This window comes from Modestobacter sp. URMC 112 (genome assembly GCF_053502575.1).
Map to the genome: position 1 here is coordinate 944938 of NZ_CP199957.1, position 17088 is coordinate 962025.

The following is a 17088-nucleotide window of genomic DNA, read 5'->3' on the forward strand; positions in this document are numbered from 1 at the left end:
CGAGCAGGCGCGGGAACCGGCCCAGGGCCGGTGCGGGAGGTCGTCGAGCAGTGGTCGGCGGCCCGGACGGCGGGAGCGGGCCGGCCGGGCGCACGTCGTCCCCCCGGCACGAGGCGGGCGGGGACGAGGGTGCGGGCGGGGACTGCGTCAGGTGGTCAGCGACAGGTCGCCGACCACACCCGGCCCAGGTCGACGTGCACCCGCCGGGTCAGCCGCGGAGCGGCTCCCGCAGCGGACGACCGAGCGGTCGGGAGGACGGTCACGGCGCGATGTCTACCATGTCGATCGGGATTGCCGGGAATCGGGCCGGCGTGTCCCGCCGCCCGGCCGGTCAGGAGCGCGCGGTCGAGCGGAACAGCTCCTCGTAGGCGTCGATCACCGTGCTCGCGGCGAACCGCTCGCGGGCCTGCTGGGCGCCGGCCTCCCGGTCCAGCTGCGCGGTGCCCAGACTGCGCAGCCCCGCGGCGATGCCCTCGACGTCCCGGGGCGCGACGATCCGCCCGAACCCGGTCTCCTGGACCGGGGTCCGGACGCCGGGCAGGTCGCTGGCCAGCGCCGGGACGCCGGCCATCATGGCCTCTACCTGCACGATGCCGAACGCCTCGAAGGCGTTGACCGACGGCAGCGCGAACACGTCGAGCGAGGCGTAGAAGTCGGCGATCTCCTCGAACGGCAGGAAGCCCAGCAGCCGGACCCGCGGGTCCTCGGCGACCAGGGCGCGCACCTCGTCCACCACCGAGCCGCCGACCACCTGGGCGAAGTCGCCGCCGATCAGCAGCCGGGCATCGGGGTCGCCGAGCGCCTGGAAGCCGCGCACCAGGTACTGCAGCCCCTTCTCCTCCACGATCCGGCCGAGGAAGCCCACGTGCAGCCCGTCGCCGTCCCGGAACCGGGGCACCCCGCGCGGGCGCTCGTGGCAGGGCGGCGGGATCGCCACCGTCCGCCCGTGCATGGCCGGGAACAGCCGGCTGTGCCGGGCGTAGTCGTCACTGGTGACCACCACGGTCCGCGCGGCGCGCAGCGCCCGCCGGCTGGACAGGTCGATGCCGGTGCGCTGCACCGCGTTGAACGCGCCCGGCGGCAGGCTGACGTCGCAGTGGTAGGTCACCACCAGCGGCGAGGCGCAGCGGGCGGCGATCAGCCCGGCCTCCAGCATCGGCAGGTGCAGGTTGGTCACCCGGGCGTCCCGGCTGGCGCTGATCGTCCGGGTGACCAGCGCGGGGCTGATGACGCCCTTGCCCAGCCGGGCGACCACCGGCGTCCGCTCGACGTCCACGCCGTCGAGGGTCTCCCGCTCCGGGAGCGCCGGGTCGTGCCGGCTGGTCACCACCTTGACCCGGTGGCCGCGCTCGACCAGCGCGACCGCGACGTCGCGTGCCACGTTGGTCAGGCCGCTGACGTAGGGCGTGTAGTAGTTCAGCGCGATGAGCAGGTCGTGGGCGGCGCTCATGTCGGGGTTCCTCCCGGGGAGACCAGCGGTGCGCGGGCGGCGCCGGCGGTGTCCCGCGGGCCGGTGGTGAGCAGGACGGCGGCGGCGACGGCCAGGGCCGCCCCGGAGCCGACGGTGAAGGCCAGCCCGGCACGGAGCACCAGGTCGGGGACGGCGGCCAGCAGCACCCCGGCGGCGGCGAGGCCGGTGACCCAGACGACGGCGACCTGCCGGTGCCGGGCCGAGGCGACCAGCGCCTGGCTCGCCACCAGCAGGCCCAGGTGCAGGGCGCTGCCCAGGGCGAGGACGGCGATCTGCGGACCGGTGAGGGCGTACCGGGCGCCGAAGACCAGGCTGACCAGCGCGGGACCGGCGAACAGCCCGACCGCCGCCCCGGCCGCGCACAGCCCGGCGACGGCGGCGAGCCCGCGGCCGACGATGCGGCGGAGGGTGGCCGCGTCACCCTCGGCCTGGACCCGGGTGAGCAGCGGGATCAGCGCGCTCTGCAGCGGCACGGCGACGAACAGCGGCAACCGGACCAGCGTGTAGGAGGCGACGAACCGGGCGGCCACGGTCTGCTCGTCGCCGTCGGCCAGCGCGGTGATCACCACCGGCGCGGCGTTGAGCAGCACCTGCGCGCACAGCGAGCCGACCAGCAGGTGGCTGATCGCCGCGGTGAACGGGCGGCCCGACCCCGCGTCCGCGTCGGCGCCGTCCTGCGGCGCGGCGGCCGGGCGGCGGCGCAGGGCCAGGGCGAGGTAGGGGAGGTGGGCCAGCGCCATGGCGGCCACCAGCGTCCAGGCGTAGTCCGCGGCGTCGGCGCCGGGCACCAGCACCGTCAGCCCGGTGGCGAACACCACCCGCAGCCCGGAGTCGACCAGCAGGACCACGCCGTGCATGCCGAGTCGACCGGTGCCCAGCAGCAGCCCGCGGAGCAGGAACTGACCGGGTGACACCAGGCAGACGGCGAGCAGCGCGAACAGGAAGCCGGCGTCGCCGCCGAGCGAGGGGACCAGCACGGCCGCGGAGGCCAGCAGCGCGGCGGCGCCGGCCGCGGTCAGCCCGGCCAGCGATGCCGCCGTGCCGCGGGGGAGCGGTCGGGTGCGCCCGCGCAGGCTGAGCAGCCGGGCCAGCTCCAGCTCCACCGGGAGGAACGCGCCGAAGCCGATCACCAGGGCCAGGGACCAGTAGGACCCGAACCAGCTGTACTCCTCGGCGGGCAGCGCCCGGGCGACCAGCGCCAGGTAGGCGTAGGTCAGCACCCCGGACCCGACGATGCAGACGGCGACCCAGCTGACCGACCGCAGCTGGCCCGGCGGGCGGGTCAGCGGACTGTCCCGCGACTCGACGGCGGGGCTGCCGGGCGTGGGGTCACGGGTGCCCACGGTAACCGCTGGCCGGACCGGTCCGGCACGCCGCGCCTGCGTGGCCGCTTCGTGTTCGAGAGGTTCCGGTGTTCACTGGGAGTCCCGGCCTCGCGACCCGCCGGGGACGTGGAGGGGACATCGTGGCTGTAGTGGAACGTCGTCCGGAGGCCCGGGACGGGGCGACCGCCGCCGGGGACGACCGACCCAGCCGGCGCGGCCCGGTGCTGGCCGCCCTGGTCGCGGCGCTGCTGGCGATCGGTGCGGCGGTGCTGCTGCCCGTCGCGCCGGTGCAGATGAGCACGCCGACGGTGAGCTGGCCGCAGGACCCCGGCGCCCCGACGTCGACGATGCTCGAGCTGACCAACCAGACCCCGCTGAGCCTGGACGTGCGGTTCTCCTGCAGCGTCGTGGCCGCCGCCGCCAGCACCGACGACGGGACCGTCCTCGCCACGCTCGTCCCGGCCCAGCCGGCGGCACCCACGCAGGGCCTGGTCGCCGAGGTCGCCGACGGGCGGTTGACCGTCACCGTCCGCGGGGAGCGGCTGGTCGACGAGGTCCCGCCGGCCGGCGACTGCAGCTACGCGGTGACCGGCGCCGGCGGCGTCCTGACCGCCACCCGGGACGGCGAGGTCCTCGGTTCGGTGGACCGGTCGGCCGACCCCGCGGCGGTGGTGCTGCCCGACGTCGACGTCCTGGCCACCTCGGTGACCTCGCTCACCCCGGCGGACGGCGACGTGCTGAGCGCCGAGCTGGTCGTCGACGACCAGTTCAACACCACGCCGGGGCTGGCCAAGAAGCTGCTGATCGTGGTGCTGCTGCTCGCGGTGGCGGCGTCGTTCCTGCTGCTGCGCCGCCTGGACCTCCGGCTGCCGGCCGCGACGCGCCCGGCCGGGACCGGAGGCCGCCCCCGCCGGCGGCTGCCGGTCATCGACGTGCTGGTGCCGGCGACCATGGTGCTCTGGGCGTTCATCGCCCCGATGTCCGACGACGACGGCTACTACGCCGCGATGGCCCGCAACGCCTCGGCGGAGGGGTACGTCGGCAACTACTACCAGCTGCTCAACCAGAGCTTCACCCCGTTCACCTGGTTCTACCGGGTGCTGGACTGGTGGCAGAACCTTGGCGACAGCCCGGTCGTGCTGCGCTTCCCGGCCCTGGCGGCGGGGCTGATCAGCTGGTTCGTGCTCCGCCGCTTCACCTTCCGGGAGGCGCTGCCGGCGGCCGTCGCCGAGCAGCGCTGGGGCCCGGCGGCGGTGCGCCTGGTGCTGGCGGCGGCCTTCCTCGCCTGGTGGCTGCCCTACGGCATGGGCGTCCGGCCGGAGGCCATGGTCGGCACCCTCGCCGTGGTGTCGCTGCTGCTGGTCCGCACCGGCCTCCGGCAGCGCCGGCTGACCCCCCTGGCCTGGGCCTTCACCGCCTCGAGCCTGGCCGCGGTCTGCCACCCCACCGGGTTCGTCGCCCTGGCCCCGGTCCTGGCCGGCCTGCCGGCCACCGTCGACCTGCTGCGGCAGAGCGGGCAGGGGCTGGTCCGCTGGACCCGCGCAGCGCTGCTGGTGGCTCCCGGCGCGCTCGCCAGCGCCGCCGCCTTCGGGGACGGCACGCTCAACGACTTCTCCCGCGGCCAGGAGATCTTCCTGTCCATCCAGGAGCAGAACGACTGGTTCGACGAGTACCAGCGCTACGACTTCCTGTTCAGCGAGATCGCCATGGGCGCCTACGCCAAGCGGACCGCGGTGCTGCTGGGGCTGCTCTGCCTGGGCTGGTACCTGCTGGTCGCGGTGGCCGCCCGGGTGCGGCGGTACGAGCTCCCCGCGCCGCTGGTGCTCGCCGCGCACTCGCTGGCCCTGGGCTTCCTGCTGCTGTGGATCACCCCCAGCAAGTGGACCCACCACTTCGGCGCCCTGTCCGGCCTCGGCCCGGCCTTCCTCGCGCTGTTCCTGGTGTCCGCGCCGGTGCTGGTGCGCGCGGTCACCGGCGGCGAGGGGATCCGGTGGCCCGTCGCGGTGGCCGGCGTGGCGTCCTCCGTCGTCGTCTTCGCGCTGGCCTTCCACGGCCCCAACGACTGGGCGTACTCGTGGCTGCTGGGGATGCCGCACGCCCGGCAGGCGCCCTTCGTCTCCTGGATCTCCTTCGACAGCCTGGCCGTCTGGCTGCTGGCCTTCGGCGGCGTCGTGGCCGCCCTCTTGTGGCTGCGGCGCCGCCAGTGGGCCGACCCGGAGGACGAGGCCACCCGTCCGGCGGTCTGGCTGCAGGCACTGCCCGCCCTGGCGCTGGTCTTCCTGCTCGTCAACAACGGCTACCTGCTGGGCAGCTTCAGCTATGCGGCGGCCCGGACGCTGGACACGTACTCGCCGTGGGCCGACGCCCTGCAGGACCCGCTGGGCACCGGCTGCGGCCCGGCCGGCGCGCTGCGCGTGTACGACGTCGAGCAGGCCACCCCGCTGGCTGCGGCCCCGGACGCGGGGGACCCGGGTGCCGCTGCCGAGGCGGGCGCCTTCGGCGTCGGCGAGGGGTGGTTCGAGGCGAGCCCGCCCCCGCAGGACGGCGGCATCGACACCCAGGCGTGGGGCAGCCTGGTGGACGACGAGGCCGCGGACGGGGGCGAGGCGCGGACCGGGTCGGTCAGCTCCCCGTGGTCGGTCCTCCCGGCGCCGGCCGAGGGCTCGGTGCTCGGCCTGCTGGCCGCCGGCCGGCTGGGCGGCGGGAACTCGCTCACCGTCGAGTACGGCAGCGGCGGCGCCGGGGGATCGGTCGAGGTGGTGGGCACCCAGGTGCTCGACGACGAGGTCGACGCCCCCGAGTGGCGCACCTTCCTGCTGGACGGCCAGGTGATCGCCGACAGCGGCGCCGAACTGGTCCGGGTCACCGCGGTGGACGGCACGACCGGCCCTGGCGGCTGGCTGGCCTTCACCGCCCCGGCGTCGGTGCCCTTCACCTCGCTGCAGGAGTACCTGCCGGAGGACGCCGCGGTCGCGGTGGCCTGGCAGATCGCCTTCCTCTTCAACTGCCAGCGCCAGCCGGTCGTCGCCTCGGGGATCACCGAGCCGGCCGGGTACGGCGTCGTCTGGGGCGAGGGCGGTCTGCGGGGACTGGACGACAACACCTGGCAGGACTTCCGCGGCGGGCTGTTCGCCCCGGTGCGGCGCACCGGGGCGGTGACCCAGCTGGTCGTCGGCTTCCCGTCCGCGCCGGAGGTGCGCACCGTCCAGGCCTACCGGTTCGAGTACCCCTACCCCGAGCGCGCCTACGACCTGACCTCCGGGCGCGTGGGGCGGATGGGCTGGGCCGGCCCGTGAGCCCGCGCCGGGCACCCGGCCCGCGGGTGCTGCTGGTCGCCGTCCTCCTGCTGACCGGGCTCCTCGCCGGCTGCAGCATCGAGGACGCCGCCCCGGCCGCGGACGGTCTCAGCCGGTCCGGACCGGCCGCCTCGTCGGCCGGTCCGACCGGGACGGCGACGGGCTCCACCACGGCGACGCCGTCCGACCCGGTGCCCGACGAGCCGCCCACCGCACTGTTCCTCGGCGACTCGTACACCGTGGGGATCGGCGCCAGCTCGCCGGAGGCGGGCTACGTGCAGCGCACGGCCGCCCTGCTGGGCTGGCGGGCGGTGACGCAGGGCCAGGGCGGGACGGGGTACGTCAACCCGTCGGACGACACCGGCCAGTCGGTCTACGGGGGCCGGCTCGCTGAGGTCGCCGCCGCGCAGCCCGACATCGTGGTGGTGCAGGGCAGCACCAACGACGTCGGCAGGCCGTGGGAGTCGGTGGAGGCCGCGGCGACCGAGCTCTACCGCGGGCTGCGGACAGCCGTGCCGACCGCCCGGGTCGTCGTGCTCGGGCCGCTGGCGCCGCCAGGGGTGGACCCGGTGGCCGTCGGGGACATCCGCAACGCCGTGGCCCGGGCGGCGTTCGCGGCGGGCGTCCCGTTCATCGACCCGATCGCCGCCGGCTGGCTGCTGCCGGTGGACGGGCTCTACGCCGACCCGGTGCACCCCGACGACGACGGCTACCGCGAGCTCGGCGAGGACCTGGCCCTGGCGCTGCGGACCATCGGCTTCTGACCCGCGCGCGCCCGCCGGCTCAGCCGAGCAGCCGGGAGACCGCGGACAGCCGTGGGTCCCCGGACATCGACGCCAGCCACGCCGACCAGCCGGGACGGGACCGCACCGCCTCCAGCGCCTCCCGCGCCGCCGCCCGGTCCCCGCGCCGGGACGCGGCCAGCGCCACGTACAGGTCGCGGGCCCCCTCGGGCGCGAAGACGGCGAGGGTCTCGTAGTCCCGCTCGTCGTAGGCCCGCTGCAGGTTCCGCAGCATCCGGAGCTGGGCGACCGGGTCGCCGGAGTCGTCCACCCGCAGGTCGGTGCGGACGCCGTCGTCCTCGTCGGAGGCCGGTGTCCCGCTGACGACCAGCAGCGCCGCCGACTGGCGTCCCCGCAGGTCGCCGCCGGCGTCCTGACCTGCGGCCAGCCCGGCCAGCAGCCGGTCGGCCAGGGGCCCGGTGCCCGCGGTGAAGGCCGCGTGCATCGCCGGCAGGACGTCGTCCGAGCCGAGCATGTTGCCCTGCACGCTGAAGCCGTCCCCGAGCAGGTGGCCGCTGACCGGCAGCGACCCCCGGCCGGTGTCGGCGGCCACCCGCCCGGCGGTGTCCAGCACGGCGATCTGCCGGTCGGCGTCCTCCGCCGAGTGCGCTGCCCGGCGGACCAGGTCCGCCGGCGGCGTCCCGTCGGCCAGCCCGGCCAGCAGCGCACCGCCCAGTCCCCGCCGGCTGCGGGCCTGCACCGCGACCACCCCCACGCCGGGCCGAGCGGTGGGCACCGCCCGGCCGACGGCCAGGATGCAGGAGGAGACGGCGATGCCCAGGTCGCCCGTGCCGGGGTCCCGGGCGACGACGGAGAAGGTCACCGACTCTCGTTCCTCGACCGGGCACGGCCCCCTGCGAGGGCCCGCCCTGAGCGTGCGAAGCGTGGGGCTGAGGCCCCCTTCCAGGGGCCCGCCCTGAGCGTGCGAAGGGTGGGGGCAGAGGCCCCCCTGCAGGGGCCCGCGCCGAGCGTGCGAGGCGTGGGGCTGAGGCCCCCTTCCAGGGGCCCGCCCTGAGCGTGCGAAGGGTGGGGAGGAAGGGGGTCCTTCGTCAGGCGGCGACCGGCAGGTCCATGGTGGGGACGGAGTCGGGGACCTGCAGCCGGGCGCCGGTGGCCGCGACCACCTCGTCGACGGTGACGCCAGGGGCGACCTCGCGCAGGGCCAGGCCGTTGTCGGTCACGTCGATGACGGCCATGTCGGTGATGATCCGGTCCACGCAGGCCTTGCCGGTGAGTGGCAGGGTGCACTCCTCGACGATCTTCGCTGACCCGTCCCGGGCCACGTGCTCCATCATCAGGATCACCCGCTTGGCGCCCTGGACCAGGTCCATCGCGCCGCCCATGCCGTTGACCATCTTGCCGGGGATGAGCCAGTTGGCGAGGTCGCCGCGGGGGTTGACCTGCATGGCGCCGAGGATGGCGAGGTCCAGGGCACCGCCGCGGATCATGCCGAAGGACGTCGAGGAGTCGAAGAAGCTCGCGCCCGGCAGGATCGTCACGGTCTCCTTGCCGGCGTTGATCAGGTCGGCGTCCTCCTCGCCCTCGACGGGGTAGGGGCCGACGCCGAGGATGCCGTTCTCGCTGTGCAGGACGACGTGCACGCCCTCGGGCACGTAGTTCGGCACCAGCGTCGGCATGCCGATGCCGAGGTTGACGTACTGGCCGTCCTCCAGCTCCTGCGCGGCGCGGGCGGCGAGCTCGTTGCGGGTCAGTGCCATGTCAGGACTCCGTCGTCTCGGTGCCGGCCGCCGCGGGGGTGGACGCGCTCGGGCGGGGCCGGGTGGTGCGGAACTCGATCTTCTTGCCCTCGGCGCCGACCTCGACGACGCGCTGCACGTACACCCCGGGCAGGTGGACGTCCTCGGGGCGGATCTCACCGGGCTCGACGAGCTGCTCGACCTCGGCGACGGTGACCCGCCCGGCCATGCCGGCCAGCGGGTTGAAGTTGCGCGCGGACTCGCGGAACACCAGGTTGCCGTGCCGGTCGCCGACCGCGGCCCGGACCAGCCCGAAGTCGGCGGTGAGCGCGGTCTCCAGCACGTACTGCCGGCCGCCGAACTCGCGCACCTCCTTGGGCGGGCTGGTCTGCACCACGGTGCCCTCGGCGTCGTAGCGCACCGGGATGCCGCCGTCGGCGACCAGCGTGCCCACGCCGGTGGGGGTGTAGAAGGCGGGGATGCCGGTGCCGCCGGCGCGCAGCCGCTCGGCCAGCGTGCCCTGCGGGGTCAGCTCCACCTCCATCTGACCGGTGAGGTACAGCCGCGCGAGCTCCTTGTTGCCGCCGACGAAGGAGCTGATGGTCTTCACGATCCGGCCGGCGTAGAGCAACACGCCCAGGGCCTGGTCGTCGACCCCGCAGTTGTTGGAGATCGTGGTGAGCCCACTCGTGCCCTGCTCCAGGATCGCGTCGATCAACGCGTAGGGGACTCCGCACAAGCCGAACCCGCCGACGGCGAGGGTGGCGCCGTCGGGGATGTCGGCGACGGCCTCACGAGCGCTGGCAACGACCTTGTCCATACAGCGACCACCGTCCATCGAGTGCTGGGCTCGTGGAGCGTCAGGCGGGGCGGCCCAGCTCGCGGATCCCGTCGAGCTTCACGCCGAGGGTAGCGGTGACCCGTTCGTCCGCCGCACGCTGCGGCAGTCGTTCTGCGAACGGGTGCCGGCAGAGCACCAGCGAGGCGCCGGCCAGCAGGGGCGCGAGTAGCCAGGCCACCGGTCCGGCCTCGGTGGCGGTGTGCTCGTCCACCAGCACCCGGTCACCGGCGGCCAGGCCCAGCCGGATGGCCAGCTCCCGGGCGGTGTCCACCAGCCCGCCGAGGGTCAGCTGCACCCCGCCGAGCAGCAGCCCGGGGGCGGCCGGGTCCGGGAGGACGTAGGGGGAGAAGGAGTCGCCGTGCGCCCGGACCTCCAGCGCGAAGTCCCGCGCCGGCCCCGCGTAGCCGGCCATGCCCAGGCCCAGCGGGTGCAGGGACAGGCCCAGCAGCTCCTCCAGGCCCTGCTCCTCCAGCGGGGGCAGCCGGTCGGCCGAGGCCAGGACGACGTCGGCGGCGGACAGCCGGTCGTCGTCCTCGGCGGCGGTGTCGAGCACCGCGGCGCCGCAGCTCCACACGCCCAGCAGCACCGCGGCGGTCTGCCAGTGCACCGGCAGGGCGAGCGCCACGGTGCTGCCGGTGCCCACGTCGAACTCGTCCTGCAGCAGGTTGGCGGTCTTGGCCACCCAGTTGGCCAGCGTCGTCCCGGACAGCTCCACCCGCTCCCCGGTGGAGTCGTCGTACTGGGTGACGAGCGGGGCGGCGGCGTCCCGGCGCAGGACGCCAGCCAGCAGGTCCGACGGGACGGTGGGGGCGTTGAGGGGCACGGGTCCAGAGTGACAGGGGCGGGCCGCCCGCCCCTCCGGAGACCCCCTCGGCCGCGCAGCCGCGGTTAGAGTCGACAACCGATGACTGCAGCACCCGGCTCCGCCCTGGTCCGCCTCGACCACGCGGTCCTCCGTTCCACGCGCCGTGCGCTGGGTGGCACCCCCGCGGTCCCCGTCGCCCAGGGCATGTCGCACTTCGGTGAGCACGCCCTCGGCTGGATCGCCCTGGGCTCGCTCGGGTGGCTCTCCGGCCGGCGGCGCAGCGACTGGGCGGCCGGCGTCGTCGGCGTGGTGGCCGCGCACGGGGCCGGCGTCGTCGTCAAGCGGGTGGTCCGCCGGGTCCGCCCCGCGCTGACCGACGTCCCGGCGCTGGTGGCCACGCCCAGCCGGCTGTCCTTCCCCAGCGCGCACAGCTGCTCGACCGCCGCGGCCGCCGTCGGCTTCGCCCCGATGCTCGGCGCCCCGGTCATGACCGCGGCGACCGGGCTGATGCTGGTGTCCCGCGTGCTGCTGGGTGTCCACTACCCCAGCGACGTCGTCGCGGGCGCCGCGCTCGGCGCGGGCGTGGCCGGCCTGGTCCGGCGCCGCGCGACCCCATCCGCCAGGAAGGCCCGACCGTGACCGCCCACCCCCACCCGCACCCGGACCCGCCGACCCGCCCCGCGGAGGCCCCGTCGCTGACCCCGGTCCAGGGCACCGGCCGGCCCGACGTGGTGGAGCTGCCGCCGCGGGTCCCCGGGCTGCGCGGCTCCCGCGGCTGGGCGGTGGTGCGCGCGCTCCGTCCCCGCCAGTGGGTGAAGAACGTGCTCGTGCTGGCCGCGCCGCTGGCCGCCGGCGCGATCTTCGACCCGGACGTGCTGCGGCCGACCGCCCTCGCGTTCGTCCTGTTCTGCCTGGCGTCGTCCGCGGTCTACCTGGTCAACGACTCGATCGACGTGGAGGAGGACCGCCGGCACCCGCGCAAGCGGTTCCGGCCCATCGCCGCCGGCCTGGTGCCCCGCCCGCTGGCGGTCGCCATGGCCGTCGTCCTGGCCGCCGTCGCGCTGGTGTCGGCCGTGCTGCTGACCCGGCCCGCGCTGGCCTGGGTGCTGGGCAGCTACGTGGTCATCCAGCTCTGCTACTGCACGTTCCTGAAGAACCAGCCGGTCATCGACCTGGCCGTGGTGGCCTCGGGCTTCCTGCTCCGTGGCATCGCCGGCGGTGTGGCGGCCGGGCTGCTGCTGTCGCAGTGGTTCCTGCTGGTCGCCGCCTTCGGGTCGCTGTTCATGGTGGCCGGCAAGCGGTACTCCGAGCTGGTCGTCGTCGGGGACGCGGCGGCCACCCGCAAGACGCTGCGTGAGTACTCCGCCAGCTACCTGCGCTTCGTCTGGAGCCTCTCGGCCGGCGTCGCCTGCACCGCCTACAGCCTCTGGGCCTTCGACATGGCCGCCAGCCAGGACGGCGCGCCCTGGGCGACCCTCTCCATCGCCCCGTTCGTCGTCGGGGTGCTCCGTTACGCCGTGGACGTAGACAAGGGGGCCGCCGGGGCGCCCGAGGAGATCGTCATGGGCGACAAGGTGCTGCTCCTGCTGGGCGTGCTCTGGGCGGCCCTCGTCGGCGTGGGGGTCTTCACCCGCTGACCCCGCGACGGGTGGCCACCGCCCCCGCCGTCCTGCCGCTCGTCCGGGATCCCCCGGGTGGGCGGCAGTTCGCATCTACGAGACCGCTCCGGCCCCGCCGGGTCCTGCTCCCGGCGACCCCGCCTCTGCTCCCGGCGACCCCGCCGCTGTTCCCGGCGATCATGGCGCTGCGGTGGCGACCGGCCGCTCGGCTGCGGCGCGTCGGCCCGCCGGCGCCATGATCGCCGGTGACCGGGTGCGGCGGCCCGGGCAGGTCGCCTTCCGACTGTGCGGGGCGGGGAGCCAGTGGCCCGCGCAGGGAACTGCCGCGGGGGAGCCGCGGGCCGGTGGCCCCGAGCGGGACACGTCGGGACCGTCGTGTCCCGGGAACGACGGAGCCGGAGGACCTGGGGTCCTCCGGCTCCGTCGTCATCGGGGGTGATGCCCCGGCCCGTTCAGGGCCCCGTCCCGAGCGTGCGAGGGGTGGGGGGAACGGGGTCCTTCCTCAGTTGATGCAGGAGGTGTCCGCCGCGGTCCGGGGGTCCATGCCCTCGGTCGGCGGGGCCGGCGGCGGCGCGGTCACCGGCTGGCCGATCCCGTTGAAGTCCGAGCCCAGGACCAGCTGGACGGTGCCGGTGGTGGCGTCGGCGACCTCCTCGACGACGGCGCCGGGCACCACCGCGGCCAGTGCCGCGGCCAGCGGACCATCGCCGGGCGCGTGCCGGATCTCGGTGACCGTGTAGTCCATCGAGTCCGCGTTCGCGGTCTCGGTGACGACGAACCCGGCCTGGGTGAGCGCCGCACCGGCGCTGCTGGCCAGCCCCGCGGTGCCCGACCCGTTGTAGACCTGGACCGAGACGTCGGCGGGCGCTGCCACGGCCGGGGGCTCGCTGCTGGGGGCGGCGGGCTCGGCCGGCTCGGCGGACAGGTCGGCGAAGTAGGCGCGCAGGGTGCGCTCGTCCTCCAGCCGGATGATCGACCGGTCCTGCTCGTCCCGGTCGGTCCCCAGGTTCGGGACCGTCTGGAAGTCGATGCTGCCCGGGGTCACGGTCTGCATCTGCTGGGCCAGCTGCAGCAGGTTCAGCGACTGGTCGACGGTCAGCGAGTTCGCCGCCGCCTGCACCAGCTCGCGCTGCTTGCCCACGTCCAGCAGCACGTCCTCGGACAGCATCTTGCGCAGCACGCCGGCGATGAAGACCTGCTGGCGCACGATCCGGTCGAAGTCGCCGCGGGGCAGGCCGTGGCGCTGGCGGACGAACTCGAGCGCGTCGGCGCCGCTGATCGTCTGCGGGCCGGCGTCGAAGACCGCGCCCGAGTAGTAGGAGTCGTCCACGGGGGCGCACAGGTTGACCTCGACCCCGCCGACCACGCTGCTGAGCTCGAAGAAGCCGAGCAGGTCCACCTCGGCGTAGTGGTCGATCTGCAGGCCGGTGAGCGAGCTGATCGTCTTGACCAGCAGCTGGGCGCCGGCGGCCAGCCGGCCCTCCTCCGAGGCGGCCTCGGAGTCCTGGTAGCCGTGCGCGTAGGCGGCGTTGAGCTTGTCCCAGCCGTACCCGGGGATCTCCACGTAGGAGTCGCGGGGGAAGGAGACGAAGGACGCCTTCGACCCGTCGGCCGGGACGTGCACCAGGATCATGGTGTCGGTGTTGGTGCCCGAGTCGGTGCCGGCGTTCAGCTCGGCGAGCTGCTCCTCGGTGAGCGACGCCCGGCTGTCGTTGCCGACCAGCAGCAGGTTCAACGCCTCGACCCCGCCCGCGCCCTCGTTGCCCGCGCTGGGGATGGCGTCGGTGCGGTTGACGGTCGCCTCCGCGACCCGGCCGAGGTACCAGCCCCAGCCGCTGGTGCCCAGCAGGACCAGCGACAGCAGACCGGCCACCACGCGGGCGGCGACGGCGGCACGGGAGCCGCCGCGGCCCGACGGCGCGGGCCCGGCGGCCTGGGGGCCGGGGGAGCGGCCCGCGCGGGGGTCCAGCCGTGGCGGGAGCGGGCGCGCCTGTCCCGGCGCTGCGCGCTCGTCGTCTCTGCTCACGGGTCAGTCCTCACGTCAGGGTGCCGACGTCGGGAGGTGCCGCTGGAGGCCCGTCGTCAGGCGGCGGTCCTGGCGACTGTACGACCCGGGCCTGTGCCTGACGGGCCCCTCGGGCGCGGTGTCGGGGTGCCGCGTCGTCCCGGACGACACAGTGGGCACACGTGCCCCGGGAGCCCTCATCCGTGCCCGGTCCGGCGGCCGGGAGCCGCACACTCGACCCGGGTCGAGACGGTCACGCCACGCGGTGACCAGGATCGCCACGTCCGCGCGCCGAGAGCTCAACATCGGGGTCCTGCCGGACGAAGAAGACAGGGAAGCGGTCCGCCGACGGCGGGCCGGCCGTCCGTCGTCCCATCGGAGGACCTCTTCGTGCGCCGCATCCTCGCGGGTCTCCTGGCGTTCCTGACGCTGACCGCGACCCTGCTCGTCCTGCCCGTCTACGCCGCCCCGACGCCCGAGCCCGAGCCGGTGACCACCTCCAGCGACGAGGTGCCGATGGGGTCGGTCGAGGAGCCGGCGCCCGAGGCCGACGTGCAGGACGGCACCACCGACCCGGTGGTCGGAGTGCCCACGACCGCTCCGGCGCTCACCGTCCGGCAGGACGACGTGACGCCGTTCTCCCTGGTCGGCGTGACCTGGGCGTACGACCCGGGGGTCACCGACACCGTCGTCCAGGTGCGGGTCCGCACCGAGGACGGCGGCTGGGGCTCCTGGACCGAGGTCGCGACCGAGGGCCCGGAGCAGAGCCCCGCCGCCGACACCGGGGCGGAGCTGCGCGGCGGGACGAGCCCGCTGTGGACCGGTCCGAGCACCGGCGTCGAGGTGGAGCTGGTCACCCGGTCGGGCGCGCAGCCCACCGACGTCGTCCTCGACCTGGTGGACCCGGGCGAGAGCCCGGCCGACGCCTCGCTGGACGACCCGGAGATCACCGACACCGCGAACGCGGCGGCGACCATGCCGCCGGTCTTCTCCCGCGCGCAGTGGGGAGCCGACGAGGGGATCCGCACCTGGGCCCCCGAGTACGCCGCCACGCTCAAGGCCGCGACCCTGCACCACACCGCGGACTCCAACGCCTACACCGCCGACCAGGTCCCGGCGATCATGCGGTCGATCTACCGGTACCACGCGGTCAGCCTGGGCTGGGGCGACATCGGCTACAACGTCATCGTCGACAAGTTCGGCCGGCTGTACGAGGGCCGGGCCGGCGGCCTGGACAAGGCCGTGATCGGCGCGCACGCCGGCGGGTTCAACACCGGGACCTTCGGCGTCTCCATGCTGGGCAACTACGACACGGCGCCCGTGCCCCAGGCGACCGTCGACTCGGTCGCCGCGATCATCGCCTGGAAGTTCTCGCTGTTCGGCGTCAACCCGACCGGCACCACGGTGCTCACCGGCGGTGGCAGCACCTCCCGCTACGCCGCGGGCAGCAAGGTCACGCTGCCCACGATCTTCGGGCACATCGACGTGAAGGCCACCGCCTGCCCGGGCAAGTACGGGTACGCCCGGCTCGGCGAGATCCGCAACCAGGTCGCCGCCCGGATGGCGAACGCGGTGTCGCCGATCCAGAGCCGCTACACCTCCGACGCCGGCATCCGGTCGGTCCTCGGGGCGCCGTCCGGCGGCGAGCAGAGCAGCAACGGCGTCACCTGGCAGGTCTACGCCAACGGCCGGATGTACTGGTCGCCGGCGACCGGGGCGCGCGCCCTGTGGGGTGACATCCTCGGCCGCTACCTCGCGCTGGGCGGCCCGGCGGCGCTGGGGGCGCCGGTCACCGACCACCTGCCCACCGGCGGCAACACCGGCTACCACGCCACGTTCCAGAACGGCTCGATCTTCTGGTCGCTGTCCACCGGCGCCAAGTGGGTGCGGGGCTGGGTCTACGACCGGTGGTCGGTGCACACCCGCGAGCACGGCTTCCTCGGTTACCCGACCGGCGAGGAGGTGGCCGTCGCGGGCGGGTCCACGCAGTCCTTCCAGGGCGGGGTCATCTCGTCCTCGCCGTCCACCGGGGCGCGGGAGGTGCACGGCTGGGTCCTGGACAAGTGGACGTCGCTGGGCCGGGAGACGGGGTTCCTCGGCTTCCCGACGTCGGACGAGGTGGGCACGCCGTCGGGCGTCTACAACACCTTCGCCGGCGGCGCGATCTGGTCCACGCCGGAGACGGGCCCGCACGAGGTGCACGGGTGGATCAATGCCCGGTGGATGGCCCTGGGGTCGGCCCGGTCGTTCGTGGGGTTCCCGGTGGCGGACGAGCGGCCGGCGGGGGACGGGGTGGGTGCGTTCTCGGAGTTCTCCAACGGGCTCATCTACTACAGCCCGGCGACCGGGGCGCACGACATCGTGGGTCCGGCGGCGGCGAAGTGGCGGGCGATGGGTGGGGTGCGGTCGTTCCTGGGGTACCCGACGGCGGATGCGCGGCCGTTGCCCGGGGGTGGGTGGTTGAACTCCTTCCAGGGTGGGTCGATCCTGTTCTCGGCGACCAGTGGGGCCTTCGAGGTGCACGGGTGGATCGGTGACCTGTGGGCGCGCAAGAGCGGGGCGCTGGGCTATCCGACCTCCGATGAGCAGCGGGCTCCCGACGGGGTGGGGGTGTTCCAGACCTTCCAGGGTGGGGTCGTGTACTCCTCGCCGGCGACCGGGGCGCACGAGGTGCACGGGTCGATCGGGCAGAAGTGGGCGGCGCTGGGTGGGTTCTCCTTCCCGGGGGCGCCGGTGACCGACGAGCTGACCATGCCCGACGGGGTGGGGAAGGCCAACGTGTTCTCCTCGGGGGCGGCGATCTACTTCACCCCGGGCACGGGGGGGTGGGAGGTGCACGGCTGGGTCCGGGACCTGTACTCCTCGCTGAACGGGGAGCAGAGCTTCCTGGGCTACCCGGTGTCGGATGAGACGCCGTTGCCCGGTGGTGGGGTGCTGGCCCGGTTCCAGGGCGGGCACATCTACTCCTCGGGTGCGACCGGGGCGCGGGAGGTGCACGGGGCGATCCTGACCCGGTACCTGGAGCTGGGCGGCCCGTCGTCCTCGCTGGGTCTGCCGGTGAGCAACGAGTACTCCGTGTCCGGCGGCCGACGCAGCGACTTCCAGGGCGGCTCCATCATCTGCAACACCCGCACCGGGGTCCTCACCGTCACCAGTCGCTGACGGACAGTTCCGCCTCGCTGGGTGACACTCGACGGGCGCCGGGTCCTCCGGCGCCCGTCGCCGTCGTCGCCGACACCGCGGAACC

At 75.0% G+C, this 17088-nt stretch carries 12 protein-coding genes; 5 read left to right on the forward strand and 7 right to left on the reverse strand.

All coding sequences use genetic code 11. From position 1 onward, the window contains the following. Nucleotides 1-331 precede the first annotated feature (331 nt). Both ACWIX6_RS04580 and ACWIX6_RS04585 read right to left on the reverse strand, forming a co-directional pair. Nucleotides 332-1450: a glycosyltransferase family 4 protein gene (locus ACWIX6_RS04580; protein WP_448615660.1), complete on the reverse strand. Its 1119-nt coding sequence runs from the start codon at nt 1448-1450 to the stop codon at nt 332-334. Beyond that, entirely contained in the window at nt 1447-2814 is a 1368-nt protein-coding gene (locus tag ACWIX6_RS04585; RefSeq protein WP_448615661.1) for a lipopolysaccharide biosynthesis protein, read from the reverse strand. The genes ACWIX6_RS04580 and ACWIX6_RS04585 overlap by 4 nt, the downstream gene beginning before the upstream one ends. Before the next feature lie 131 nt (nt 2815-2945). Between ACWIX6_RS04585 and ACWIX6_RS04590 the strand changes: the two genes are divergently transcribed. Beyond that, complete coding sequence (locus ACWIX6_RS04590) at nt 2946-6092, forward strand: arabinosyltransferase domain-containing protein (RefSeq protein ID WP_448615662.1); 3147 nt, start codon at nt 2946-2948, stop codon at nt 6090-6092. After that, the gene (locus tag ACWIX6_RS04595) at nt 6089-6856 is read left to right on the forward strand and encodes an SGNH/GDSL hydrolase family protein (RefSeq protein ID WP_448615663.1); all 768 of its coding nucleotides are present in this window, start codon (nt 6089-6091) and stop codon (nt 6854-6856) included. Before ACWIX6_RS04590 ends, ACWIX6_RS04595 begins: the two co-directional genes overlap by 4 nt. Nucleotides 6857-6875: 19 nt before the next feature. Here the strand turns inward: ACWIX6_RS04595 and ACWIX6_RS04600 are convergent, their stop codons facing one another. The 4 genes from ACWIX6_RS04600 to ACWIX6_RS04615 all read right to left on the reverse strand — a co-directional run bounded on the left by ACWIX6_RS04600 (nt 6876) and on the right by ACWIX6_RS04615 (nt 10235). After that, nucleotides 6876-7697, reverse strand: a complete 822-nt coding sequence (locus tag ACWIX6_RS04600) for a DUF1028 domain-containing protein (protein WP_448615664.1) — start codon at nt 7695-7697, stop codon at nt 6876-6878. Between the two features lie 226 nt (nt 7698-7923). Next, complete coding sequence (locus tag ACWIX6_RS04605; RefSeq protein WP_448615665.1) at nt 7924-8592, reverse strand: CoA transferase subunit B; 669 nt, start codon at nt 8590-8592, stop codon at nt 7924-7926. A gap of 1 nt (nt 8593) precedes the next feature. Continuing rightward, a complete protein-coding gene (locus tag ACWIX6_RS04610; RefSeq protein WP_448615666.1) occupies nt 8594-9391 on the reverse strand; it encodes a CoA transferase subunit A in 798 nt (265 codons plus the stop codon). A gap of 40 nt (nt 9392-9431) precedes the next feature. Beyond that, nucleotides 9432-10235 carry a TIGR03089 family protein gene (locus tag ACWIX6_RS04615; protein WP_448615667.1) on the reverse strand — a complete coding sequence of 268 codons (804 nt, stop codon included), beginning with the start codon at nt 10233-10235 and terminating at the stop codon, nt 9432-9434. A gap of 81 nt (nt 10236-10316) precedes the next feature. On the opposite strand from ACWIX6_RS04615, the gene ACWIX6_RS04620 reads away from it, so the two are divergent. Together ACWIX6_RS04620 and ACWIX6_RS04625 are read left to right on the forward strand one after the other, a co-directional pair. Continuing rightward, entirely contained in the window at nt 10317-10856 is a 540-nt protein-coding gene (locus ACWIX6_RS04620; RefSeq protein ID WP_448615668.1) for a phosphatase PAP2 family protein, read from the forward strand. Then, a complete protein-coding gene (locus ACWIX6_RS04625; protein WP_448615669.1) occupies nt 10853-11854 on the forward strand; it encodes a decaprenyl-phosphate phosphoribosyltransferase in 1002 nt (333 codons plus the stop codon). Before ACWIX6_RS04620 ends, ACWIX6_RS04625 begins: the two co-directional genes overlap by 4 nt. A 484-nt stretch (nt 11855-12338) precedes the next feature. On the opposite strand, the gene ACWIX6_RS04630 is transcribed toward ACWIX6_RS04625, so the two are convergent. Beyond that, nucleotides 12339-13862: an LCP family protein gene (locus tag ACWIX6_RS04630; RefSeq protein ID WP_448615670.1), complete on the reverse strand. Its 1524-nt coding sequence runs from the start codon at nt 13860-13862 to the stop codon at nt 12339-12341. A 369-nt stretch (nt 13863-14231) separates the two neighbouring features. On the opposite strand from ACWIX6_RS04630, the gene ACWIX6_RS04635 reads away from it, so the two are divergent. After that, a complete protein-coding gene (locus tag ACWIX6_RS04635; RefSeq protein ID WP_448615671.1) occupies nt 14232-17003 on the forward strand; it encodes an N-acetylmuramoyl-L-alanine amidase in 2772 nt (923 codons plus the stop codon). Nucleotides 17004-17088 lie beyond the last annotated feature (85 nt).